General features: G+C 70.9%; 28 protein-coding genes, 1 tRNA gene and 1 pseudogene. 20 read left to right on the top strand and 10 right to left on the bottom strand.

From position 1 onward, the window contains the following. The 7 genes from GUY59_RS37535 to GUY59_RS37505 form a co-directional block, all read left to right on the top strand. Positions 1-634: GNAT family N-acetyltransferase (locus tag GUY59_RS37535; protein WP_236667873.1), on the top strand; the 634-nt coding region annotated here is incomplete at its 5' end. Then, positions 631-1,341 carry a PIG-L deacetylase family protein gene (locus GUY59_RS37530; protein ID WP_138202078.1) on the top strand — a complete coding sequence of 237 codons (711 nt, stop codon included), beginning with the start codon at positions 631-633 and terminating at the stop codon, positions 1,339-1,341. The genes GUY59_RS37535 and GUY59_RS37530, both read left to right, overlap by 4 nt. After that, the gene (locus tag GUY59_RS37525) at positions 1,338-2,960 is read left to right on the top strand and encodes an ABC transporter substrate-binding protein (RefSeq protein WP_138202077.1); all 1,623 of its coding nucleotides are present in this window, start codon (positions 1,338-1,340) and stop codon (positions 2,958-2,960) included. The genes GUY59_RS37530 and GUY59_RS37525 overlap by 4 nt, the downstream gene beginning before the upstream one ends. Next, positions 2,957-3,937, top strand: a complete 981-nt coding sequence (locus GUY59_RS37520; RefSeq protein WP_132341496.1) for an ABC transporter permease — start codon at positions 2,957-2,959, stop codon at positions 3,935-3,937. Before GUY59_RS37525 ends, GUY59_RS37520 begins: the two co-directional genes overlap by 4 nt. Then, entirely contained in the window at positions 3,934-4,770 is an 837-nt protein-coding gene (locus GUY59_RS37515) for an ABC transporter permease (RefSeq protein WP_132341498.1), read from the top strand. Before GUY59_RS37520 ends, GUY59_RS37515 begins: the two co-directional genes overlap by 4 nt. Beyond that, complete coding sequence (locus GUY59_RS37510) at positions 4,767-5,777, top strand: ABC transporter ATP-binding protein (RefSeq protein ID WP_138202076.1); 1,011 nt, start codon at positions 4,767-4,769, stop codon at positions 5,775-5,777. The genes GUY59_RS37515 and GUY59_RS37510 overlap by 4 nt, the downstream gene beginning before the upstream one ends. After that, complete coding sequence (locus GUY59_RS37505; protein WP_138202075.1) at positions 5,774-6,769, top strand: ABC transporter ATP-binding protein; 996 nt, start codon at positions 5,774-5,776, stop codon at positions 6,767-6,769. The genes GUY59_RS37510 and GUY59_RS37505 overlap by 4 nt, the downstream gene beginning before the upstream one ends. On the opposite strand, the gene GUY59_RS37500 is transcribed toward GUY59_RS37505, so the two are convergent. Beyond that, entirely contained in the window at positions 6,756-7,088 is a 333-nt protein-coding gene (locus GUY59_RS37500; protein WP_138202074.1) for a hypothetical protein, read from the bottom strand. The genes GUY59_RS37505 and GUY59_RS37500 overlap by 14 nt on opposite strands. 162 nt (positions 7,089-7,250) lie before the next feature. Next, the gene (locus GUY59_RS37495; RefSeq protein WP_138202073.1) at positions 7,251-7,637 is read right to left on the bottom strand and encodes a MerR family DNA-binding protein; all 387 of its coding nucleotides are present in this window, start codon (positions 7,635-7,637) and stop codon (positions 7,251-7,253) included. Here GUY59_RS37495 and GUY59_RS51540 point away from each other — a divergent pair. Continuing rightward, positions 7,566-8,468 (top strand): annotated as a pseudogene (locus GUY59_RS51540) (NADP-dependent oxidoreductase). The gene GUY59_RS37495 and the pseudogene GUY59_RS51540 sit on opposite strands and share 72 nt — an antisense overlap. A gap of 11 nt (positions 8,469-8,479) precedes the next feature. Here GUY59_RS51540 and GUY59_RS37485 read toward each other — a convergent pair. From GUY59_RS37485 to GUY59_RS37475, 3 genes are all read right to left on the bottom strand, one after another. Next, positions 8,480-8,908, bottom strand: a complete 429-nt coding sequence (locus GUY59_RS37485; RefSeq protein ID WP_138202072.1) for a hypothetical protein — start codon at positions 8,906-8,908, stop codon at positions 8,480-8,482. A gap of 5 nt (positions 8,909-8,913) precedes the next feature. Further along, positions 8,914-10,743 carry a Na+/H+ antiporter NhaA gene (nhaA, locus tag GUY59_RS37480; protein ID WP_138202071.1) on the bottom strand — a complete coding sequence of 610 codons (1,830 nt, stop codon included), beginning with the start codon at positions 10,741-10,743 and terminating at the stop codon, positions 8,914-8,916. A gap of 102 nt (positions 10,744-10,845) precedes the next feature. Further along, positions 10,846-11,529 (bottom strand): GAP family protein, encoded by a 684-nt coding sequence (locus GUY59_RS37475; protein ID WP_138202070.1) that lies wholly within the window; start codon positions 11,527-11,529, stop codon positions 10,846-10,848. Between the two features lie 133 nt (positions 11,530-11,662). On the opposite strand from GUY59_RS37475, the gene GUY59_RS37470 reads away from it, so the two are divergent. Together GUY59_RS37470 and GUY59_RS37465 are read left to right on the top strand one after the other, a co-directional pair. Then, positions 11,663-12,259 carry a TetR/AcrR family transcriptional regulator gene (locus GUY59_RS37470; protein WP_138202069.1) on the top strand — a complete coding sequence of 199 codons (597 nt, stop codon included), beginning with the start codon at positions 11,663-11,665 and terminating at the stop codon, positions 12,257-12,259. Positions 12,260-12,300: 41 nt separating this feature from the next. Next, complete coding sequence (locus GUY59_RS37465; RefSeq protein WP_132341824.1) at positions 12,301-12,681, top strand: hypothetical protein; 381 nt, start codon at positions 12,301-12,303, stop codon at positions 12,679-12,681. Here GUY59_RS37465 and GUY59_RS37460 read toward each other — a convergent pair. Further along, positions 12,657-13,151, bottom strand: coding sequence for a DUF523 domain-containing protein (locus GUY59_RS37460; protein WP_138202068.1), 495 nt, complete (start codon positions 13,149-13,151; stop codon positions 12,657-12,659). The genes GUY59_RS37465 and GUY59_RS37460 overlap by 25 nt on opposite strands. Before the next feature lie 261 nt (positions 13,152-13,412). Here GUY59_RS37460 and GUY59_RS37455 point away from each other — a divergent pair, with 261 nt between their 5' ends. From GUY59_RS37455 to GUY59_RS51000, 7 genes are all read left to right on the top strand, one after another. Further along, positions 13,413-13,775, top strand: a complete 363-nt coding sequence (locus GUY59_RS37455) for a hypothetical protein (RefSeq protein WP_132337713.1) — start codon at positions 13,413-13,415, stop codon at positions 13,773-13,775. Next, on the top strand, positions 13,772-14,149 hold the full coding sequence (locus tag GUY59_RS37450) for a hypothetical protein (protein WP_132337711.1): 378 nt from the start codon (positions 13,772-13,774) through the stop codon (positions 14,147-14,149). Before GUY59_RS37455 ends, GUY59_RS37450 begins: the two co-directional genes overlap by 4 nt. A 51-nt stretch (positions 14,150-14,200) precedes the next feature. Then, the gene (locus tag GUY59_RS37445; protein ID WP_138202067.1) at positions 14,201-14,803 is read left to right on the top strand and encodes an SRPBCC family protein; all 603 of its coding nucleotides are present in this window, start codon (positions 14,201-14,203) and stop codon (positions 14,801-14,803) included. A gap of 177 nt (positions 14,804-14,980) precedes the next feature. After that, positions 14,981-16,213, top strand: a complete 1,233-nt coding sequence (locus GUY59_RS37440) for a CynX/NimT family MFS transporter (RefSeq protein WP_138202066.1) — start codon at positions 14,981-14,983, stop codon at positions 16,211-16,213. Between the two features lie 255 nt (positions 16,214-16,468). After that, positions 16,469-16,723 carry a hypothetical protein gene (locus GUY59_RS49355; RefSeq protein WP_138202065.1) on the top strand — a complete coding sequence of 85 codons (255 nt, stop codon included), beginning with the start codon at positions 16,469-16,471 and terminating at the stop codon, positions 16,721-16,723. Between the two features lie 50 nt (positions 16,724-16,773). Continuing rightward, on the top strand, positions 16,774-16,989 hold the full coding sequence (locus tag GUY59_RS37430; RefSeq protein WP_132337703.1) for a helix-turn-helix domain-containing protein: 216 nt from the start codon (positions 16,774-16,776) through the stop codon (positions 16,987-16,989). A 3-nt stretch (positions 16,990-16,992) separates the two neighbouring features. Beyond that, a complete protein-coding gene (locus GUY59_RS51000; RefSeq protein WP_138202064.1) occupies positions 16,993-17,523 on the top strand; it encodes a Clp protease N-terminal domain-containing protein in 531 nt (176 codons plus the stop codon). Positions 17,524-17,527: 4 nt separating this feature from the next. Here GUY59_RS51000 and sigJ read toward each other — a convergent pair whose 3' ends face one another. Continuing rightward, positions 17,528-18,433 (bottom strand): RNA polymerase sigma factor SigJ, encoded by a 906-nt coding sequence (sigJ, locus tag GUY59_RS37420; protein WP_138202063.1) that lies wholly within the window; start codon positions 18,431-18,433, stop codon positions 17,528-17,530. 75 nt (positions 18,434-18,508) lie between these two features. Here sigJ and GUY59_RS37415 point away from each other — a divergent pair. Continuing rightward, a tRNA-Ala gene (locus tag GUY59_RS37415) sits at positions 18,509-18,584 on the top strand. 216 nt (positions 18,585-18,800) lie between these two features. On the opposite strand, the gene GUY59_RS37410 is transcribed toward GUY59_RS37415, so the two are convergent. Further along, complete coding sequence (locus tag GUY59_RS37410; protein ID WP_138202062.1) at positions 18,801-19,592, bottom strand: alpha/beta fold hydrolase; 792 nt, start codon at positions 19,590-19,592, stop codon at positions 18,801-18,803. A 50-nt stretch (positions 19,593-19,642) separates the two neighbouring features. Beyond that, positions 19,643-20,458: a class I SAM-dependent methyltransferase gene (locus tag GUY59_RS37405; RefSeq protein ID WP_138202061.1), complete on the bottom strand. Its 816-nt coding sequence runs from the start codon at positions 20,456-20,458 to the stop codon at positions 19,643-19,645. A 139-nt stretch (positions 20,459-20,597) separates the two neighbouring features. Here GUY59_RS37405 and GUY59_RS37400 point away from each other — a divergent pair, with 139 nt between their 5' ends. Further along, a complete protein-coding gene (locus tag GUY59_RS37400; RefSeq protein ID WP_138202060.1) occupies positions 20,598-21,542 on the top strand; it encodes a LysR family transcriptional regulator in 945 nt (314 codons plus the stop codon). Positions 21,543-21,552: 10 nt separating this feature from the next. Beyond that, on the top strand, positions 21,553-22,281 hold the full coding sequence (locus tag GUY59_RS51535; RefSeq protein WP_138202059.1) for a maleylpyruvate isomerase N-terminal domain-containing protein: 729 nt from the start codon (positions 21,553-21,555) through the stop codon (positions 22,279-22,281). A 3-nt stretch (positions 22,282-22,284) separates the two neighbouring features. Here GUY59_RS51535 and GUY59_RS37390 read toward each other — a convergent pair whose 3' ends face one another. Continuing rightward, positions 22,285-22,488: a DUF4236 domain-containing protein gene (locus GUY59_RS37390; RefSeq protein WP_138202058.1), complete on the bottom strand. Its 204-nt coding sequence runs from the start codon at positions 22,486-22,488 to the stop codon at positions 22,285-22,287. Between the last annotated feature and the right edge of the window lie 60 nt (positions 22,489-22,548).

The following is a 22,548-nucleotide window of genomic DNA, read 5'->3' as shown; positions in this document are numbered from 1 at the left end:
GGTGGGGGAGGCGCTGGCGTTCCTGGAGGGTGCCGGCCGGTCGAGGGTGGATTTTTCGTCGTATACGCCGAACTATGTGTTGCCGGGTGCCGACCCGGAGCTCTACCCCGCCGGCTTCCGGCTGCTGGAGGCGATGGGCTTCCGCACGTTGTACTCGCCGGTCGCGATGGACCGCACGCTCGTCGGCTACGTGACCCCGGACGACGTGCACGAGCTGCGCGCCAGGCGCGAGAGCGAAGGGTACGCCTTCCGCAGCCCTGCCGTGGGCGAGCTGCCGCAGCTGATCCGCTTCGCCGCCGACGCCTTCAACCCCGACTGGGGTGAGGCGATCCGTCACCACCGCGACCCCGGGCGCATCGTGATCGCGGAGAAGGACGGCATCGTGGGCTTCGCCCTCTACGCGGCCTACCGCGGCATTCCCGAGCGGTTCGGCCCCTTCGGCGTCGACCCGGGGCAGCGAGGCACCGGCCTCGGCAAGATCCTTCTCCATCTCACCATGACGATGATGCGGGCCGAAGGGCTTCACTCGTCGTGGTTCCTGTGGACCGGCGAGACCAGCCCCGCCGGCCACCTCTACACCAAGGCTGGTTACGAGATCACCAGGCGGTTCCACGTGATGAGGCGACAAGCATGACGCACGTTCTGGCCATCGGCGCCCACGCGGGCGACCTCGACCTGACCGCGGGCGCGGTGCTCGCCCAGCACGTCCTGCGCGGCGACCGCGCGACGCTGCTGCACCTGACGCTCGGCGAGCGCGGCCATCCCCGCGTGCCGGTGGCCGAATACGGCAAGCAGAAGCGCGAGGAGGCCGAGACGTTCGCCGAGCGGATCGGCGCCGGCGTGCGCTTCCTCGACTACGAGGACGGCCTGCTGCCGGAGGACGACGAGGTCAAGATGCGCGTCGGCGACCAGATCAGAGAGCTGCGGCCGGACGTCATCCTGACCCATTGGAGCGCGTCCATCCACAAGGACCACGCCCGCACCCACCGCATCGTCGAGGACGCCCGCTTCTACGGCGGGTTGAAGACCCTCGAACGCGAGCAGCCCGCCTACTGGGCGAGCGAGCTCTACTACGCCGACAACTGGGAGGACGCCGAGGGGTTCGCTCCCGACGTGTTCGTCGAGCTGAGCGAGGAGGCGTACGAGATCTGGTCGCAGGCGATCACCGGCTACGCCTACGCCAGAGGCGAGACCTACGGCTTCCCGTTCGTCGACTACTACCGCGCACTGACCGTCGTGCGCGGCGCACCAGCCGGATTCGGCCGCGCGCAGGCGTTCGCCGCCCCGAAGGGTTCGCGCGTCCTCCGGACGAAGTATTTCGGAAAGGCAGCCCCCCAATGATCAGGCCCCCTGTCAAACGTCTGGTGGCGGTGTTCGCCGCCCTCGCCCTCGCCGGCTGCTCCGGTGGGGGCAACGGCGGGAGCGGCGGAGGTGAGAACGCCCCGCCGCTGATCATCCATGCCGTGGACTCGGGCACGTTCCAGGAGGACTTCAACCCGTACCACCTCGAAGGCGTGAACTTCGGGACGAGCGGGATGATCCACGAGACCCTCATGTACTTCAACAAGCTCAAGCCCGGCGAGATCACGCCGTGGCTGGCGTTGAAGCACGAATGGTCTGACAAGGGCAAGTCGGTCACGTTCACCCTTCGCCAGGGCGTGAAGTGGACCGACGGGAAGCCGTTCACGGCCGACGACGTCGCCTTCACGTTCAAGATGCTCAAGGACAATCCGGAGCTCAACAGGAACGCGCTGGAGATCTCCGACGCCGAGGCGCTGGCGCCGGACAAGGTGCGGATCGACTTCGAGAAGACCTCCTACGCCAAGCTGTTCAACATCGCGGGCAACTCGCCGATCGTGCCCAAGCACCTGTGGGAGAAGCAAAAGGACCCGGTCACCTTCACCAACACCAAGCCGGTCGGCACCGGCCCCTACACGCTGTCGAAGTTCTCGGCCCAGCTGTACGAACTGGTCAAGAACCCCAACTACTGGCAGCCGGGCAAGCCTGAGGTGCCGGTGCTGCGGTTCCCCGCGTACACCGCCAACGCCGTCCAGACGGCGCTGCAGCAGGGCGAGGTCGACTGGGCGGGCGCGTTCGTGCCGGACATCCAGAAGATCTACGTGCAGGGCAAGCCGGAGCAGAACAAGTTCTTCTTCCCGCCCGAGGGCGTGGTGACGCTGCTGCCCAACCTGACCCACCCGATCCTGTCCAAGCCGGAGGTGCGCCAGGCCATCAGCCTCGCCATCGACCGCGACAAGATCGTGCGGGTGGCCGAGCGCGGTTACACCAAGGTCGCGCATCCGACCGGCGTGCCGATGCCGGGCGGGGAGGCGTACGTGCCGCCCGAGTACAAGGACGCGGCCTTCAAGATGGACCTGACCAAGGCCAAGGAGCTGCTGAAGGGCGTCGATCCGGCCAAGCTGAAGTTCACGCTGCTGGTGCCCTCGCCGTTCACCGACTGGGTCAACGCGGCGCAGCTCATCAGGGAGGACCTTGCCAAGATCGGCATCACGGTCGACACCAGGGGCGTGGCGTTCCAGGACTGGGTTTCCAAGGTCGGCAAGGGCAACTACGAGCTGTCGATCAGGGCCACCGCGGCAGGCCCGACCCCCTACTACCAGATGCGCTCGATGCTCTTCGGCGGCCTGGCCGAGCCCGTCGGCGAGTCGGCCACCGGCAACTACCAGCGCTGGAAGGACGCCGAGACCGACCGGCTGATCGAGGAGTACGCCGCCACCGAGGACGAGGCCGAGCAGCAGAAGGCCACGCAGGGACTCGGCAAGATCATGGTGGAGAAGCTGCCCACCCTGCCGCTGTTCTACAGCCCGTCCTGGTCGCAGTACCGCACGAACAAGTACGTCGGCTGGCCGTCCGAGCAGGACCCGTACGCGATGCCGTCGCCGTACACCTCGCCCGACGCGGCCGTCGTGCTGCTGCGTCTGAGACCGGCCGCCAAGTGAGGTTCCTGGCCCGGCGGCTCGGCTTCTACCTCCTGACGGCGTGGGCCGCCATCACGCTCAACTTCCTGATCCCCCGGCTCATGCCGGGGGATCCGGTGGAACTGCTGGTGGCCAGGATGAAGGGCAACGTCGAACCGGAGGCCATCGACGCGATGCGCCGCGCGTTCGGCATCAGCGACGCCAGCCTGTGGCAGCAGTACCTCGACTACCTCGGCAACCTCGCGCGCGGCGAACTGGGCCGTTCGATCACGTTCTTCCCCACCGAGGTGTCCACGGTCATCGCCGACAGCCTGCCGTGGACGGTCGGGCTCGTCGGGGTGGCCACGCTGATCAGCTACCTCATCGGCACCTCGCTCGGCGTGCTCATGGCTTGGAGGCGCGGCACCTGGCTCGACGGGGTGCTGCCCGCGGCCACGTTCATGCACGCGGTGCCGTACTTCTGGGTGGCGCTGGCGCTCGTCTTCGTCTTCGGCGTGACCCTGCAGTGGTTCCCCGTGTCGCGGGCGTACGGGCTGGACGTGATGCCCGGCATGACCGGCGAGTTCGCGGCGAGCGTGCTCTACCACGCGGCGCTGCCCGCCGTCACGATCGTGATCGCCTCGATGGCCGACCGCATCCTCGGCATGCGCAACGTCATGGTGACGACGCTGGGCGAGGACTACGTGGTCATGGCCGAGGCGAAGGGGCTCACCTCGCGGCGGGTCATGTGGGCGTACGCGGCCCGCAACGCGATCCTGCCCAACATCACCAGCTTCGCCCTCTCGCTCGGCTTCGTGGTCGGCGGGTCGGTGCTGACCGAGATCGTCTTCTCGTACCCCGGGATCGGGTCGATGTTGCTCAAAGGCGTAGAGAACGAGGACTTCCCGCTCATGCAGGGCATCTTCCTCGTCATCTCGCTGGCCGTGCTCGTCGCCAACTTCCTGGCCGACCTGGCGTACGTCGTGCTCGACCCGCGGACCAGGCAGGAGTCCGAATGAAGATCAAGATCGGCTTCGGCATTCTCGTCTTCTTCGCGCTGATGGCCCTGGCCGGGCCGCTGCTCATCGGGGCCGACCCCGCCGCCACCAGCGACGACGGGCTGCAGGGCCCGTCGGCCGAGCACTGGCTCGGCACCACGCAGACCGGCCAGGACATCCTCACCCAGATCGTGTACGGGGCCCGCATCTCGATGGGCATCGGCGTGTTGTCGGCCGTCATCGCCAACCTGCTCGCGATCCTCGTCGGACTCGTCGGCGGCTATTTCGGCGGCGCGGTCGACGAGGTGCTGTCCGTGCTCACCAACATCTTCCTGGTGCTGCCCGCCCTCCCGTTGATCATCGTGCTGGCCGGTTACCTGCCGCAGCGCGGCGTCGGCTCCGTGGCGGTGGTGATCGCGGTCACCGGCTGGGCATGGGGCGCCCGCGTGCTGCGCGCCCAGACCCTCTCGATCCGGCGGCGCGACTTCGTCCAGGCCGCCAGGGCCAGCGGCGAAGGGCCGCTGCGGATCATCTTCTTCGAGATCATGCCGGTGCTGCTGCCCGTCATCGCCACCAGCTTCCTGGCCACCGTGGTCGCCGCCATCCTGGCCGAGGCCGGGCTGTCCTTCCTGGGCCTGGCCGACCTGTCCACGGTCAGCTGGGGCAGCATGCTGTACTTCGCGCAGAACGGGCAGGCGCTGCTCATCGGGGCATGGTGGTGGTTCATCCCACCGGGGTTGTGCATCGCGCTCATCGGCACCGGCCTCGCGCTGGTGAACTTCGGCATCGACGAGATCGCCAACCCCCGCCTGCGCACGATCAAGGTCAAGGCGCCTCGGAAGGCCCGTACATGAACGTCCTGGAGATCCGCGACCTCGGCGTCGACTACCTGTCGCAGAGCGGCGCCGTGCACGCCGTCGCCGACGTCTCGCTCGACCTGCGGCGGGGGGAGATCCTCGGCCTCGCCGGGGAGAGCGGCAGCGGCAAGTCCACGCTGGCCAACGCCGTCGCCCGGCTGCTGCGCCCGCCCGCCGCGATCACCTCCGGTTCGGTGGTCTACCACCGCCAGGACGGCACCGCCGTCGACGTGCTCGCCCTCAAGCGGGACGAACTGCGCGCCTTCCGCTGGAAGGAGCTGGCCGTCGTCTTCCAGAGCGCCATGAACTCGCTCAACCCGGTCAGCACCGTCGGTGCCCAGATCGAAGACGTGCTGCGCGTCCACGCCCCCAAGATGTCGCGCAACGACCGGTCCGAGCGGGCCGTCGAACTGCTGCAGCGCGTCGGCATCAGCGCCGACCGGCGGCGGTCGTACCCGCACGAGCTGTCGGGCGGCATGCGGCAGCGCGCCGCCATCGCGATCGCGCTCGCCCTCAACCCCGAGGTCATCATCATGGACGAGCCGACCACCGCGCTCGACGTGGTGGTGCAGCGCGACATCCTCCACGAGATCAGGGCGCTCAGGGAGGAGTACGGCTTCGCGGTCGTGTTCATCACGCACGACCTGTCGCTGCTCATGGAGATCTCCGACAGGATCGCCATCATGTACGCGGGCCGCGTCGTCGAGACCGGCACGGCCGAGGCGCTGCACAGGACGCCGCGGCACCCGTACACGCTGGGTCTGCTCCGTTCGTTCCCCCGACTGCACGGGCCCCGCGAGGAACTGCTCGGCATCCCCGGAACCCCGCCCGACCTGCGTTCGCTGCCGCCCGGCTGCGCCTTCCACCCGCGCTGCGGGCGGGCCGTGGAGGAGTGCTCCACGCGGCTGCCGCTGCTGACACGCGGGCCGAACGGCTCGGACGGCTCGGACGGCGAGGTGGCGTGCCTGCTGAACGGAGGCCGCGGTGTGGAGGAAACATCATGATCGTTCTTGAGGGCCGTAACCTCACCAAGCACTTCACCTCGGCCCGCGGGCCGAGGGGGCGGCTGGGGAAGCGGCCGCCCGTGCGCGCCGTGGAGGACGTGTCGATCGCGCTGCGCGCCGGCTCGGTGTCGGCGCTCGTGGGGGAGAGCGGCTGCGGCAAGAGTACGGTGGCCCGGCTGCTCGCGCAGGTCTACCCGGCCACGTCAGGAGAGCTGCTGCTGCGCGGAGAGCCGGTGCGGGCGCATCGCGGGGCGGCGTTCCGCGACTACCGGCGCCAGGTGCAGCTGATCTTCCAGGACCCGTTCTCCTCGCTGAACCCCTTCCACCGGGTGCGCTACCACCTGGCCAGGCCGCTGCGCATCCACGGGCACGTCCGCTCGGACGAGGAGGAGCACAGGAGGGTCGCCGAGCCGCTCGAACGGGTGAGCCTCACGCCGGTGGAGCAGTTCATGGACAAACTGCCCCACGAGCTGTCCGGCGGGCAGCGACAGCGGGTGGCGATCGCGCGGGCGCTGGCCGTCGAGCCCGTCGCGCTGATCGCCGACGAGCCCGTGTCGATGCTGGACGTGTCGATCAGGCTGGGCGTGCTGCGGCTGCTGGAGGACCTGGCCAAGGAGAGCGGGCTGGCGCTGCTCTACATCACGCACGACATCGCCAGTGCCCGCTACTTCGCCGAGGACATCACGGTGATGTACGCGGGCAGGCTCATCGAGAGCGGGCCCAGTGAGGCGGTCACCCAGTCGCCCCGGCACCCGTACACGCGGCTGCTGCTGGAGTCGGCGCCGGACCCTGACCGGGTGACGCCGCGCGACACCGCCCGGCACGGTGAGCCGCCCAGCCTCATCGACCCGCCCGGCGGGTGCCGTTTCCATCCGCGCTGCCCGGTGGCGCTGCCGGTGTGCTCGACCGAGGTGCCGGGGCGTACGGAGCTGGGCGAGGGCCGCTGGACGCACTGCTGGCAGGCGGAGACGCCGGAGCTCACGCGCGGGTGACGACGCTTCCTGCCTGGAGGGCCCGTGTCGCGGCGTCGGCGTTGCTCTCCGCCCACAACACCGCCGCCAGGGCCGCCGCCGCGATCAGCAGCACCAGCCCTCCGGCCAGGATCACCCACCACCAGCCGGACCTGGGCGGCCTGGCCTCGTAGGTGGGCACGTCGGGCAGCATGTCGGGCGTGTAGGGCAGGCGCTGGGTGAACGGCGACTCCGGCGTGCCCTGCGGGGGCGGGCCGGGCGGCGGGGCCGGGTGAGGGAACCGGTGCCTGATCGTCCGGTTGGGATCAGGTCCCTGGCCGCCTGGCTGCTCTCGCGTCATGATTCCCTCACGCATGTGTGAGTTACGCCCACATTGTCACACTCAATACGCGCTTTCGAGATGGTTGGATCAGGTCAGGATGCTGATCCAGGGGTGTGGCAGGCGCGGCCGTCGGCGGCGACCTCCTGATGCGCACTGACCTGCCGGCGACGGCTCAGATCCTCACCGCACGTGGGAGCAGTCGGATTCAGGGTCGCTCGCGCCGGCGATCATGTCGTCGAGCCGGTCGCGCGCGGCGAGCAGGTCGTTGATCCGCTGGTCGATGCGGACACGCTCGGTCGTCAGCCGGTCCAGGAGCGCCGGGGGCGCTTGCGCCTCACCCGAGTCCACGCACGGCAGCACCTCGCGGACCACTCTGCTCGGCAGGCCCGCGGCGTACAGCTGCTGGATCAGCCGGACCCGGCCGACGGCAGTGTCGGGGTAATGCCGCTGGCCACTGGGGCTGCGGCAGGCGTGGAGCAGACAAGGAACAACGTCATGCGCGCAGTCCGATTTCACGAGTACGGCGGTGTGGAGACCCTCGTGGTCGAGCAGGTGCCGGACCCACATCCCGGGCCCGGCGAGATCCGCATCCGCGTCGAGGCCGCCAGCGTCAATCCCATCGACTGGAAGGCGCGGTCCGGCGCGTTGCACGAGGTGATCCCCCTGGAGCTGCCCGCGATTCCTGGGCGTGATGCCGTAGGCGTGGTCGACGGGACCGGTGAGGGCGTGCAGGGGGTGAGCATCGGCGACCGTGTCTTCGGACTGGGCGGCGTCACCGGCGCGACAGCGGAGCTGGCCGTGCTCTCGGCCTGGGCCCACGCGCCCGTCACGTGGACCGGCGAGGAGGCCGCCGGCGCCGGTCTGGCATCCGTGACCGCTATGGGCGGGCTGAGGGTGCTCGGTCCCCTGCGGGGCGCACCCTTCTCATCGAGGGCGCGGCCGGAGGCGTGGGCAGTGCCGCGGTCGAGATCGCGGTGGCTCAGGGCGCCACCGTGATCGGGACGGCCAGCGAGCGCAACCACGAGTTTCACCTCCCTCGGAGCCGTTCCCACCACCTATGGCACCGGCCTCGCGGAGCGCCTGGCCACCCTGGCGCCGGACGGTGTCGACATCGCGCTCGACACCGCGGCCTCCGGCTCCCTGCCCGACCTCATCGCGATCGTGGGCGACCCTGCTCGTGTGTCGACGGTCGCCGACCACGCCAACGCGCACCGCCTGGGTGTGCATCTGGCCGACGCGGAGAACGACTCCACGCTCCTCGCCGAAGCGGGCGGACTCGGCCGGCAGGGCCGCTACACACCGCGCATCGAGCGGACGTACCCCATCGAACGGATCGCGGAAGCGCACGCACACGCCGAGCGCGGACACACGCGGGGAAAGATCGTGGTCCGCGTCTGAGCTGGGTGGCTTCAGCCCTGGTTGCCGTAGGGAGGCTGCTGCCATCCCTGCTGCGGGGGTTGCTGGGGGTGGGGCTGCTGGTGCTGGACCGGCTGCTGCCAGCCCTGCCCCTGGCCGGAATGCGGGTAGTGCGGCTGCTGCGGGTCACGCCGGGCGATCACGCCCGCGATCAGCAGGCCGGTGCCGGCCGCGTTGAAGAGCATGCCCACGGCGCTCATGAGCATGGCGGCGCCGCCCGCGCCCAGGGCCTCGTACAACGAGCCGGCGACAAAGCCGAGGACGACGTTGAGCAGCACCCCCACGAGCAGGACGGCGCAGCCCGCCATGCCCAGAGTCGCGCCGCGCCCATGGGCCCGTCGGTTCATAGCCGTCACGATGACGCCGCCCACCAGCACGACGACCATGACGAGAGGGAAGATGATGCTGATCACACTGAGCATGAGGCCTACTCCGGGGGTTGTGGGGTCTGCTCGACGGTAGCGGATCGCCGGGCCTCGTCCACCGCCTTGCTGATCGAGCCGAGGTCCAGGGCGCCTTGGTAGCGCACGCCGTTGAGGAAGAGGGTCGGGGTCCCGCGTACGCCGCTCCCCCGGCCGGAGGCCTCGTCGGCGGCGATCCTGGCGGTGTGGCGGGGCACGTCCGTCCAGGGTTCGACGTCGAGCTGGGCGGCGTAGTGCTCGAGGTCGGCGTCGGTGAGGAAACGCTGGTTGTCGTAGAGGATGTCGTGCATCTCCCAGAACCTGCCCGCATCGGCCGCGGACTCCGCCACCACCGCGGCGGGCGCGGACCGCGGATGCAGGGTGCGCAGCGGGAAATTCCGGAAGACCACCCGCACGTCGGGGTTCTTCTTGCGCAGCTCCTCCAGGACCGGGTGGAGGCGTCCGCAGTAGGGGCACTCGAAGTCGCCGTACTCCACGATCGTCACCCTGGCCTTCGCCGGGCCGCGTACATGGTCGGCGGACCCCACGGGTACGGAGAGCAGCTCGGGCAGATCCTCCTCGGGCTCGGCCTCGGGCGGCGCGCACACCCCGCCGCGGTCCCAGGCCAGTTTGAAGATCAGCCAGCCCAGCACCGCGGACAGCAGGGACCCCGCCAGGATCCCGATCTTCGCCTGTGACTGGATGCCCGGATTGTCGTCGAAGGCCAGGTCCACGATGAACAGGGACACGGTGAAGCCGATCCCGGAGACCGCCGCGCCGCCGAACAACTGCCCCCACACCAGGTTGCCCGGCAGGGAGCCCCATCCGAACCGCAGCGGCACCCACGTGCCCAGCGAGATGCCGACGAACTTGCCCACCACGAGCCCCAGCGTCACCCCGATGGAAACAGGCGAGGTGAGGGCGGCCCGCAAGGACTCGCCGTCCAGCAGCACCCCGGCGTTGGCCAGCGCGAAGACCGGCACGATGACGTAGGAGCTCCACGGCTGCAGCCGCAGCCGCAGCCGCTCGTTGACCGAGACGGCCCGCTGCACCCGCAGCGTGGCCTCCCTGGCGGCCCGCGCGCTCGGCGAGCTGGTGAACGACTGTACGGCCTCGCCGGCGAGCAGCAGCTTCTGGTCGGTCGGCGCGTAGACGAAGACCAGGACCCCCAGCGCGATGCCGACCAGCGTGGGGTGGATGCCGCTCTCCAGCGTGGCCACCCACAGCCCGAAGCCCAGCACGATGTAGGCGGGCGCCCGCCAGATCTTCAGCTTCCGCAGCGTCAGGATGGCGGCGAGCAGCGCGAACGCGCTGAGGAGCGCGGGGACGGACAGGCTGTCGGTGTAGAAGATCGCGATGACGAGGATCGCCAGCACGTCGTCCACGATGGCCAGCGTCATCAGGAACGCCCGCAGCGGATCGGGGCAGCGGGCCCCCACGACGGCGAGCACGCCCAGCACGAAGGCGGTGTCGGTGGCGATCGGCACGCCCCACCCGACCTCGCCGGGCCCGCCGAAGTTCAGCAGCAGATAGATCCCGGCCGGGACAAGGATCCCGCCCAGGGCCGCCAGGGCGGGCACGGCCAGGAGGCGGCGGTCGCGCAGCTGGCCGAGCCGCACCTCGTACGACACCTCGAGCCCGATGAGGAAGAAGAAGACGGCCATCAGACCGTCGTTGACCCAGTGCCGCAGGTCGAGGGAGAACAGCGCATCCCCGAAGGAGATGCCTGTCGGGATGTGCCAGAAGGCCTCGTACGTGTCGCCCCAGGGGGAGTTGGCCCACACGAGGGCGAGCACGGTCGCGCCGAGCAGCACGGTCGTGCTGCCCGCCTCGGTTCTCAGGAAAGCCCGCAGCATGACAGTTCACCCCCCGGTGTTTGATCCTAGAGGTGTCTGGACAACTGCCCCCGAGCCGCCCGGACCGGACTCTTCCGGCGCTGCCCGCCCGCGCCGCCGGGGTCACCGCAGGAACAGGAACACCGCCGCGTCGCGCGCCAGCAGGAAACCGACGATCGCCAGCCCCCAGCTCAGGGCCGAGGCCGCATGCCTGGTCAGCCACCCGCGCAGCCGTACCAGCTTCGGCTCCAGCCACGCCCCCGCGAGGCCGCGCAGTCCCATGAGCGCCAGCGGCGGAAGGACCATCACCAGCACGTACGCCGCCAGCAAGGGCCCCCACTGCCCGGCCGTCAGCCCGGAGGTCGTCATGATGCCGATCGCGGCCAGGTACGGCACCATCGTGGCCACCTCGAGCATCCCGGCTGTCAGCCCCAGCAGCACCATCGTGCGCGGCCCGCCTGCCCGCGGCTCGAACCGGCGTTCCGGCTTGCCGAGCTTGGCGCGCCGCTTCGGGTCGAACCTGAAGCTGAGCGCGAACAACCCGACGCCGAGCGCGAGCTGCACCCAGTAGGCGGGTTCGCTGCGCAGTACGTCGCCGAAGGCGTCCATCACCGTGGACAGCCCCAGCATGAGGGCGACCCCGACCAGGAAGTAGAAGAGCGCCACGGTGGCCAGATAGATCAGCAGCCGTGACCCTCGTGACCGGTCGGAGGCCAGCAGCAGGTAGACGGGGATGCCAAGGGTGCCGAAGCTGGTGCTGTCGACGACCGCGAGGGCGGCGAGGGTGAGCAGCAGGCCGATCGTCATACCGTCGATCCTCGCGGGCCCGTGAGGGCGCCGCCTCCTCCCGCGGAGCGAGAGCAGGCGTACATCTTTCTGCTCATCCGCCCGCCGGGAGTACTCTGGGCGGCCGCGACCGCCCGCCGGCGAAGGAGATGCGATGAAGAGCCGACGGTGGAGCCGGTCGAGCGGCACCCGTGACACGCTGCTGCGCGCCGCCCGCGAGGTCTTCCTGGCCAAGGGCTACGCCGAGGCGACCGTGGCCGACATCGTCGAGGCGTCCGGCATCAGCGTCGGCAGCCTCTACCACCATTTCGGCGGCAAGCCCGGCCTGTTCCTGGCGTTGTGGGAGCGGTTCATGCGCGGCCAGGAGGAGCACACCTCCAAGGCGGCCAAGGCGGCCGAGGGCACGGGCGAACGGTTCCTCGCCGGCGCCCGCGCCTACCTGGAGGGCTCGTGGGAGCAGCGGGAGGTGGCCAGGTTGTTCCTGGAGAACGACGGTCCCACCGAGTTCGTCACGCTGCGCCGCCAGCGCGGCTGGGACTGGATCGGCGGCAACAAGCGCCTGCTCGGCCTGGCGGACACCCGCGAGAGCCACGTGCTCGTCGTGCTGCTCACGACCATGATGGGCGAGGCGGGCCGGGAGGTCGCGGCGTGCGAGACCGGCGAGGACGCCAGGGTGACGATCGATGAGGTGATCCGCCTGGTGAGACGGCTGCTGCCTACCCCTGACGGCGTAGCCGGGCCGACTCCTTAGGGACGACGACACGGCCGGCGGCGGATGCCAGCGTGGCTGTCATGGACGCTCTTCGCAGGGCGCTGGGCCGGCTATCGGCCTGCTACGCGCTGGTCTTCCTGTCGTTCGCGCTGCCGCATTGGGGGGTCGCGCCGGGCCTGATGGACGAGCCCGTGATCATACCGGCGGCGCTCGTCGAGACGTTGTGCGCGGCCGCCATGCTCGCCGGCGCCCATGGTGCGCTGTCCGGGCGCTTCTGGGCCTGGAACGGGCTGCTCTACAGTCACGCCGCGGCGCTGGGCGGGGTGGTGCTGGGGATCCTGGCCATGGCTCTCAGCGGGAACGCGGGCTCGGCGCTGCTCGCCTGGTATCACGGCTCCATGGCGGCCGTGCTCGCCGCGGGCCTCGCGGCGGCCTTCTACGTCTCCAGGGTGCGCAGGTAGGCGGCGGCCTCGTCCAGGTGGTCCTCGCCGAACACCCGGATGCCGTCCCGCTCCAGCAACGCCGTCGTGACGCCCTGGCCCGGCGCTCGCCGCCCCTCGAAGCTGCCGTCGTAGACGGAAAGGACGCCGCACGAGGGGCTGCCCTCCTTGAGGACCGCCATCCGGATGCCGGACGAGCGCGCGAGTGCGAGCGCCGACCGCGCGCCCGCCACGAACGCGGCCGTCACGTCGGAGCCGTCGGTCGCCAGCACGCGGGCCGCGCCCGAGAGCACGGCCGCGCCGCCCGCGGCGTCCTCGATCTCGGCGGCCGGGCGCGGGACCGGCAGCCCGCCCTCCACCTCGGGACAGAACGGCACCAGCCGCCCCTGCGCGCGCCACGCGGCGAGCCAGGCGTCGGAGCTGGTCTTCGCGCCGCCGTCGTAGCGCACCTTGCGCCCCATCAGGCAGGCGCTGACGAGGATCCTCTCCACGTCCTCGATCCTATGACCGCGATCGGGCCAGCGAGACGGCGGCCAGCGCGATGGCGGTCCAGAACGCGGACGCCGCCTGGCCATCGCGCGGCCCATCCACTCCCGCCCCGCCGCCTGGTCGGCCGGCAGCGTCTGCCCGACCGGCAGCAGCAGGCCCCCGCCCAGAGGGTGTGGGGGCGCCGACGACAACTTCGAGCGCGGCCTCACCTGGCTGCCGGACGGAATCGAGGCCGACCTGCGCGGGCGATACCCTTACCTGCGATGAACACCGTCGTCTCCACGATCGTCATCGCCGGCTCGCTGCTGCTCATGTTGATGAGCCTGGTCGTCGCGATCCGCAACCGGCCGATGGGCATGGTGCTGCTGTCCGGGTTCGCCCTGCTGGAGGTGACCCTGCTCGTTCAGGCCGGGCTCGTGATCGCGGCGGTGGCCGGCGGAGCGGGGCCCGGCGACAAGGTGACGCTGTTCGGGTACATCGGCGGCGGGGTGCTGATCCCGCCCGCCGGGGTGTTCCTGGCGCTGGCCGAGCGGAGCAGGTGGGGGCCGGCGATCCTGGTCGTGGCCGGCTTCGCGATCGCGGTGATGAACGGGCGCCTGATGCAGATCTGGCAGGGCGTGGCGTGAGTGCACCCATCGGCGCCGGGCCGGGGCGTGCCCTGATCGCCGTCTACGGGCTGTTCTCGCTGGCTGCGGGCGCGCGGGCGGCCGTGCAGATCGCCGGCCGTTTCTCCGAGGCGCCGCTGGCCTACACGCTGTCGGCGTTTGCGGCGCTGGTCTACATCGTGCTCACCGTGGCGCTCGCGCGCGGCGCGCGGCGCCTCGCGCTGGTCGCGCTCGGCATCGAGCTGGCCGGGGTGCTGATCATCGGCACCGCCAGCCTGGTGGATCCGGCGGCCTTCCCCGACGAGACGGTCTGGTCGGCGTACGGCAGGGGTTACCTGTTCATCCCCCTCGTGCTGCCGCTGGTGGGCCTCTACTGGCTGCTGCGCCGACGATGACGGCGGCCGGTGCGGCGTTATCGCCGTGCCCGCCGGGGCAGTGGCTGATCCATGAGCAGTATCGAACACTCCGTAGACGTAGAGGCCCCCATCTCGGTGGCCTACAACCAGTGGACGCAGTTCGAGAGCTTCCCCGAGTTCATGGAGGGCGTGGAGTCGGTCAAGCAGATCGGCGACACGCGCACGGCGTGGGTGGTGGAGATCGCCGGTGTCAGGCGCGAGTTCGAGGCCGAGATCACCGAGCAGCATCCCGACGAGCGCGTGGCCTGGCGGTCGATCGACAAGCCGCACCAGGCGGGCGTGGTGACCTTCCACCGCATCGACGACACGAGGACGAAGGTCACGCTCCAGATGGAGTACGACCCCGAGGGCTTCGTCGAGACCGCGGGCGACTGGCTGCAGATCGTCCGCATGCGCGTCACGAACGACCTCAACCGCTTCAAGGAGTTCATCGAGTCGCGCGGCCGTGAGACGGGCGGCTGGCGCGGCGACGTTCCGGGGCCGCACCAGCGCGGCTCCACCTATGGCGGGGAGCAGTCGGTGCCGCCCGGCACCGTGGGCGGCGGCGGCGCGCCTCCCGGAGGCACGCTCCCGCCGCCCGGACCGGTGCCGCCGCACGACCCGCCGCCCGCGGGACCGCGTCCTATGCTCTGACCGGCGTCACCCGTTCGGAACCAACGTCCGCCCCCGGGCCTGAGCCAGGCCCGGGGGTCCGTCGTCGATCCTGCCGGTTCCCGCCGGTCCCGTCATCGGTCAGGAATAAATCGTCGTTTGGGTCCTGTTAGGCTGGTGATTCGTCCCATGACTTGATGAACGGAGGATCTCCGGCGCATGAGCGTGCTCGCCCAAGAGACCAGAGGCCGTGCCAGCCCTCTCGCCTGGCTGCTCGTTTTGGGGATCGTCCTCGCCGCGCTCAACCTGCGTACCGCCGTCACCAGCGTGGGACCGCTGCTCGACCAGCTCGCCGGAGCCCTCGGCATGTCGAGCGTCGGCACCGGCGTGCTCACGACGCTGCCGGTGCTGGCCTTCGCCAGCGTGGGCGCGATCACCCCCGCGATGGCCAGACGCGTGGGTGAGCACCGGCTGCTGCTGCTCGCCCTCGTCACGCTGGGCGTGGGCATGCTCCTCAGGTCAATGGCGGGCTCGGCCGAGATATTCCTGCTGAGCAGCGCGGTCGCGCTGTCCGGCGGGGCCGTCGGCAACGTGCTCATCCCGACGCTGATCAAGCGGCACTTCCCGGCCCGCACCGGGATCATGACCACCGTCTACACCACGGCCCTGGCGGCAGGCACCATGCTGGCCGCCGCCGCGACCGTGCCGATCGAGCGCGCGTCGGGCGACTGGCACATCGCGCTCGGCGTGTGGGCCGCACTGGCCGCCGTGGCCGCCGTTCCGTGGTTCGCGCTGCTGCGCAGTGAGCCGGCGCGGGACACGGGCGTCCGGGACACGGGCCTGCGCGTGCTGGTCAGGAGCCGGCTGGCGTGGATGGTGGCGATCTATTTCGGCACCCAGTCGATGATCGCGTACATCATGTTCGGCTGGCTCCCCACCATCCTCACCGACAGCGGCTACACCACCTCGCAGGCCGGGGTCATCCTCGGGGTGTTCACCGCGCTGAACATCCCGGTCTCCATCGCCACGCCCATGGTGGCCTCCCGCTTCCGCGACCAGCGACCCGTCGTGGTGGGGCTCGTGGTGTTCTACGCGGCGGGTTTCCTCGGGCTGTGGTTCGGGCCCGCGTCCATGGCGCTGGTCTGGATCGTGCTGGTGGCCGTGGGCATGGGGTCGTTCCCGCTGGCGCTGATGATGCTGGCGCTGCGCACCCGTACGCCGGAGGCCACCGGCGCGCTGTCGGCCTTCGGGCAGAGCGCCGGCTACCTCATCTCGGGCGCGGGACCGCTGCTGGTCGGCGTGCTGCGCGAGGCCACGGGCGGGTGGGCGCTGCCGTACACGATGATCTTCCTGGTCCTCGTGGCGCAGCTCTGCACCGGCCTGTACGCCGGCCGCGACCGCTACCTGGAGGACGAGCGCCCGCTCGCCACGGCTGGGAAGATCGGCGCATGAGATCCACCGTCGTCACCTTCCCGTCCGGCCGGACCAGCGGCCGCTCGCGGATCGCGGCGGTCGTGCCGGTGGGGGACCGGCACGGCCTGGCCGTCGCCGAGACGCCCTTCCATCCCCTCGACCACACCTGGCCCGACCAGCCCGCCGATCGCGGCACGATCGCGGGCCTGCCGGTTCTCGACTGCGTCACAGGGGCCCGGTCGAGCGAAGGGGTTCTCCGCCGAAGGGCTGGACCTGGCGGAGGTCACCCGGCGCGTGAACGAGCGGCTCGCCGCGTGGGCAGGCGCCGAAGCGCCGGTCGCCGTCGACGTGCCGGGGCCGGAGCTGACCACCCGCCGTACGTGGCGGTGCTCCTTGCCGGAGGGTGAGGCGTCCATCCCGTGCGGCGGCACCCACGTGCGCGGTACGGGAGAGCTCAGGCGGGTCGAGGTCGCGCTCACGCTGGAGGAGGCGGCCCTGACCATGCGCACCACCTGCGGCCGGTGTGACGTGCGACAGCCGGACAGGTGATTCGTCAGCATATGCTGACGCGCGGGCGCATGTCAGCATATGCTGACGCTATGGACGTCACCGAAGTGGCCGGGAGGGCCGCCGACCGCGACCCCGAAGTGGGGCTGGCGGCGGTGGCCGCGCTCAGAGCCCTGCTGGAGGAACTGGAGGCGGCACACGTCTCCAACGCCCGCGCGCAGGGGTGGTCCTGGGAGCGGATCGCCGACGCGCTGGGGGTGCGCCGGCAGACCGCACACCGCAAGCACGCCCGCAGGACGAGGAGGTAACACGTGTTCGCCAGGTTCACGGAAGGCGCCCGCATCGCCGTGGTGCGGGCGGGGATCCTCGCGCTCGACGCCGGGCGGCCCGCGCTTGGCGCCGATCTGATGGTGTCGGCGCTGGCCGAGGTGCGCCCGTTCGCGCTCGCGTCGTTCACCGCCCGCGCGGGCGACGTGCGCGAGCGCGTCGGCGTGGGCGACCCGCGCTCGCTGCTGGCCACGCTCGGCATCGACCTCGACGCGGTGCGCCGCCGCACCATGGCGGGGACGGACGATCCCCTCTTGTGGAGCCTGCGCCGCTCGCGGGTTCGCCCGCTCCGCGTCACCCTGTACGGGCCGCTCGGGCGGCTTCCGCTGGCCATAGACGCCAGAAAGGTCATCGAGGTGGCGGCGTGGCGGCCGGGGCCGGTCACGGGGGAGCGGCTGCTGTGGGGCCTGCTCGCCGACCCCGCCAACGGCGCCGCCACGATCCTCGCGGACGCCGGCGTGGACCTGCCGGCACTCGTACGGGAGGCGGGTATTCCCATCAGCCGCGCCGCCTGACCGGTCAGCCGGCCTCGCTTGCAGCCGGCTCCAGATGTGCGATCTTGTCCGGGTTGGCAATGAGGTAGACCGTACTGATCTTCCCGTCCCTGACCTCCAGTGACATGACCGACACCACCCGGCCGGCTCCCGTAATCATGATCGACGGAGCGTTGTTCAGCACCGCCATGCCGAGCGAGATGCTCTCCTCCTGCGCCAGCCCGACCGACGTCATGAAGCGGGCGAGGTTCGCCGGGCGGCCGATCGACAGCAGGAAGCGGCCGACGTTCTCCGCCCCCCTGATGGTCCGCAGCGCGGCCCTGGCCTTGCCGCCGCCGTCGGTGACCATCGTGATCTCGTCGGCGAACATCGCGATCAGCGTGTCCAGGTCCCCCTCGGCCGCGGCGTTGGCGAACCGCTCCGTCATCCGCCTGCGCTGCTCGCGGTCCACGTCGAACCGCGGCCGCTTCTCGCGTACGTGCTCGCGCGCCCGCCTGGCCAACTGCCTGGTGGCCGGTTCGCTGCGTGCGATGATCTCCGCGATCTCGGCGAACGGCAGGTCGAACGCCTCCCGCAACACGAACACGGCCCGTTCGAGCGGCGACAGCGTCTCCAGCACCACGAGCAGCGCCAGCTCCACGGACTCGGCCAGCTCGGCGTGCTCGGCCGCGTCGGGGGCGGTGCTGATCGGCTCGGGCAACCACGGCCCGACGTACGACTCGCGCCGCGACTTCGCCCACCGCAGCCGGTCGATGGCCAGCCGCGACGTCACCCGGATCAGGTAGGCCTTGGCGTCGCCGACGCCCGCCTCGTCCACCCTCGACCAGCGCAGCCACGCCTCCTGGACGACGTCCTCGGCGTCGGCCACGCTGCCGAGGATCCGGTACGCGACTGCGACCAGCAGGCTCCTGTGCTCCTCAAACGTCGACATGACGTCTAAGACGTATCACGGGCGCTCCGGTGTGACACAAGGGCTCCGGAACTCCGATACACTTGGTGATCGCAAGGGGCTATAGCGCAGTTGGTAGCGCGCCTCCATGGCATGGAGGAGGTCTGGGGTTCGAATCCCCATAGCTCCACCACCGTAAGGCCACTCTCCGGAGTGGCCTTTCCCCGTTGTGGCCCTCTTCGCCACGTCGGGACGGGCCGAGCCGATCTCAGCCGCGGTACGCCGGATCGTCGCCGCGCACCAGCCGTACCCTGCGATCGCCATGGGCGGCCGCCGGAACCTTCTCCTGGCCACTTTCGCCGCGCAGATCCTGATGCGCGGAGCTCCGAAGGGCGGCAGGATACGGCGGTCAGTGCTCGCTCGGAGACGCGCGATCGAGCCAGTCGGCGACGAGCACGGCGACGAGGTCGGGCCGCTCATGCAGGAGCGCGTGCCCGGCGCCTTCGATCACGGCGAGGCCGGCCTGCGGGTAGCGGTCCAACAACTGCACGGCGTCGGTGTACCCGACGGTCGAGTCCTGCCGCCCGGCCACGATCAAGGACGCTGGTGAGAAGGGGTCCTGGCCGACGTCGATGGCCCATCCGGCGAAGATGCGCCCTGGCGCAAGCTCGTCGGCGAGCGCCGTGCAGGGAACAACGCGGTCGCGGTACCGGCGGGCGGTGGCACGCGTGCGCACGACGAAATACTCCTCGAATCCCGGCCGGTCCTCCGGCGCGAGGTCGTCGTAGGCGTTGTGGTCCTGGCGAACCACCGTGGGCGCGGGCACGTCCGTTGACTGCTCCGCGAGGGGGCATATCAGCGCCAGGCCGAGCACCACGTCGGGCCGTCGTGCGGCGACGCCCCGGGCGAGGTAGGCGCCGTAGGAATGTCCGAGCACGAGGGCCGGCCCTCCCGCCACGCGTTCGATGAAGTCGCCGAGCAGGTCCACGACATCGTTGTTGCTGGTCAGGCCGTCGCTCGTCGAGTGGCCCATTCCGGGCAGGTCCGGGTAGATCCGGCGGTACCCGTCTCTCGGGACGATGGCCTCCATCGCCGCCTCGATCTCGCGGTGATCGACTCCCGCGCCGTGCAAGGCGACCAGCGGCACGCCGGTCCCATGCTCGACGTAGTGGACCGTCGCCTGCTTGATCAGGCACTCCATGGGTACTCCTGAGATCGGGGCAGGGTGATTCCGAGCCGCGGTGAACCTGCTCATTGCTCGTCGCCTCTCCTGCCGACCGCGCTCTCCCGTGTGCTCGCGGGGTTCTCCGCGGTGACCAGCCAGGCCCGCGCGCCGAGCCGGATCTCGCCGGTGGGGTCGCGGCGGTCGTCCAGTTCGGTACGGAGCGTCGCGAGAGCGGCCTCTCGCCGGGCGGAGGACAGCTCGGCCAGGCGGGCACTGGAGAACCAGCTCACGAACTCCACCGCCTCGTCCAGGTCTTTCCCGTAGCGGACCGGCCTGTCCACGGGGTGCAGGCGGACCCGCGCGAAGCCGCCGGCGCGTAGCAACCGCCGCGTGGCGCGCTCGTCGGCCAGGGAGAACGGCCCGACCTCGGGAGCCGGCCGGTCCGGCGGCCCGAAGACCCCGTCGAACACGCGGTCGGCGAGCACCGCCCACTCATTGCGCAGCCGCCCCTGCCAGGCCAGGAACACGAGTCGCCCACCAGGGCGCAATGCCCGGCGCAGATTGCCGAACGCCGCCGGTGGGTCGTCGAAGAACATCACCCCGAACCGGCTGACCACCAGGTCGAAGGCCGGTTTCTGCCACGGGTGGGTCTGGGCGTCGGCACACAGGTAGCCGACGTTCTCGATCCCCCCGTCCCGGGTCAGCCGCTCGGCACGCGACAGCGAGCCGGCGCTGATGTCGACTCCGAGGACGCGACCCGGAGCGGCCGCGGGCGCGAGGTCCCGGCTGGTGGCGCCGGTGCCGCACCCCACGTCGAGAATGCGCTCACCGGGCGCGGGCGCTGCGGCGGTCCGCAGCGGGTCCTCGTAGTCGAGGAGTTCGTGGTCCAAGTCCATGGGCATACCGATCACCTCCGCGTCGGCTCAGCGCAGCCGGCTCGTCGTCATGGCAATCACCCTAGGCCCGCAGGTACATCGTCAAAAGCGATGATTTCTTATCATGTCAATCGTTATCACGCATGAATGGAGCTAGCCTGGGCTCGTGTCCGACATCGAGCTGCGACACCTGACCGCGCTGGCCGCCGTCGCCGACGAGGGATCGTTCGGCCGGGCCGCCGCTCGGCTCGGCTACACCCAGTCGACCGTCAGCCAGCAGATCGCGGCGCTCGAGAAGGCGGCCGGCGGGGCCGTCTTCGACCGGCCGGGAGGCCCCAGGCCCGTTCGCCTCACCCCGCTGGGCGCGCTGGTGCTCGACCGCGGGCGCGAGATGCTGGCCAAGGCCGAGGAGATGAACGCGGCGATCGAGCGGTTCCAGGCCGGCGAGAGCCGTATCGACATCGGAACCTTCCAGAGCGTGACGAACGTGATCCTGCCGGTCGTCCTGCGGCGGCTGCGCGAGGAGTTCCCCGGCTGCGACATCCGCCTGTCGGAGGAAGAGCCGGAGAACCCGCGGATCGGGGACCTGGACCTGCTGTTCTACGACGGGCGCCTCGACGGCGACGTCGAATCCGTCCAACTGCTCGCCGAGCCCTACCTGCTGGTCGCCCGTGCCGGCGTCTTCCCCGACGGACCCGTAGCCGTGCGGAGGCTGGACGCCGCGCCGATGGTCGCCTGGCCGCTGACCTGCGACCAGCCGGCCATGGAACAAGCGATGACCCGTGCCGGCGCCGGCCCGCGCATCGTGTTCCGCACGGCGAGCAATGAGGCCCTGCTGTCCATGGTGCGGGCCGGCATGGGATCGGTCGTGCTGCCCTGGCTCGTGGTCCACGGCGCCGGAGCCCACAACGACGACCGGCTCCACGTCCACGAACTACGCCCAGCGCCCCCGCCACGCCGGATCCACCTGCACTGGCCGGCCGGACGCAGCCATTCCCCGCTCGCCGCCCGCACCATCCAGCTCGCCGCCGAGGTGGCGGCCGGCCTCGCGGCCCAGACGCCGAGACCGCTGTGGACGGCCGGTTCCGCAAGTGGCCGGATGCGCGCGTAGTGTCGGGGGCATGACGATCTTCGGTCCCGCCCTCGACGTGCGCCCGTTGTTCCCGCGCGAGCGGCAGGCCCTGCTGGAACTGCTCGGCAGGCTCGCACCGGAGGACTGGTCGCGGCCGACGGTTTGTCCCGGCTGGGACGTCCATGACGTGGTCGCCCACGTGCTCAACGACTACATGCGGCGGCTCTCCGGCAGCCGCGACGGCTACTTCCGTGCCGTCTTCGCCGACGACGAGACATTGCCCGCCTACCTCCTACCTCGCGCGCGTCAACGGCGAGTTCGTGAAGGCGCTGCGGCAGGTGCGCGACGCCGTCTCCGCTCCGGGAGCCGACGACCCCGAGCTGATGGGGCCGGTGCTGGGCCTGTTCGCGCGGGCTCTGCCGTACACCCTGCGTGCCGAGGAGCGCCCGGAGGGGACGGCGGTAGAGCTGGAGGTGACCGGGCCGGCCGGCGGCCGGTGGCACGCCGCCCGGCGGGACGGCCGGTTGAGGATGTGCCCCGCCGGAGCGGAGCCCGCCGCCCGCGTCTCGATGGACCAGGACACCTTCTGGCGCCTGGCCACCAGGGGCGTCACCCCCGAGCAGGCCCGCGAGCGCGCCGGCATGTCGGGCGACGCTGCGCTCGCCTCGGCGGTGACCACGCTGCTCGCGATCGTCGCCTGAGGGTGAGCGGCGACGGCACGTGCCCCGGAATTCGGGGCACCCTCGCGCGTGACGGCGCGCAGGCCCGTTCGGGTTAACGTCTAGAAGTGCCGGTGGTGTCTGCCCGACCCCAACGTCTTGCCGAGGTGGAAGCCGCCCGGCAGGTGCACCGACACGTGACGGCGGCCGTCAGGGCCGGTCGTGACGCGGAAACGCCGGTTGCCGAAGCTGTGACCGACGCCGTGCCGCGACAGGTTGATCCGGAACGGCCCCACTTTGATCGACTTGCTGTAGTGCCAGCCCAATGCCCCTCCTCCGGCTGCGTATGCTCACCCGGGAGAACGACCGGGCGGTCCCCCGGGTTC

This window comes from Nonomuraea sp. K271, assembly GCF_009908215.1.
In the GTDB taxonomy this organism is placed as follows: Bacteria; Actinomycetota; Actinomycetes; order Streptosporangiales; family Streptosporangiaceae; genus Nonomuraea; species Nonomuraea longispora.
This window is presented reverse-complemented; position numbering and strand designations above follow the sequence as displayed.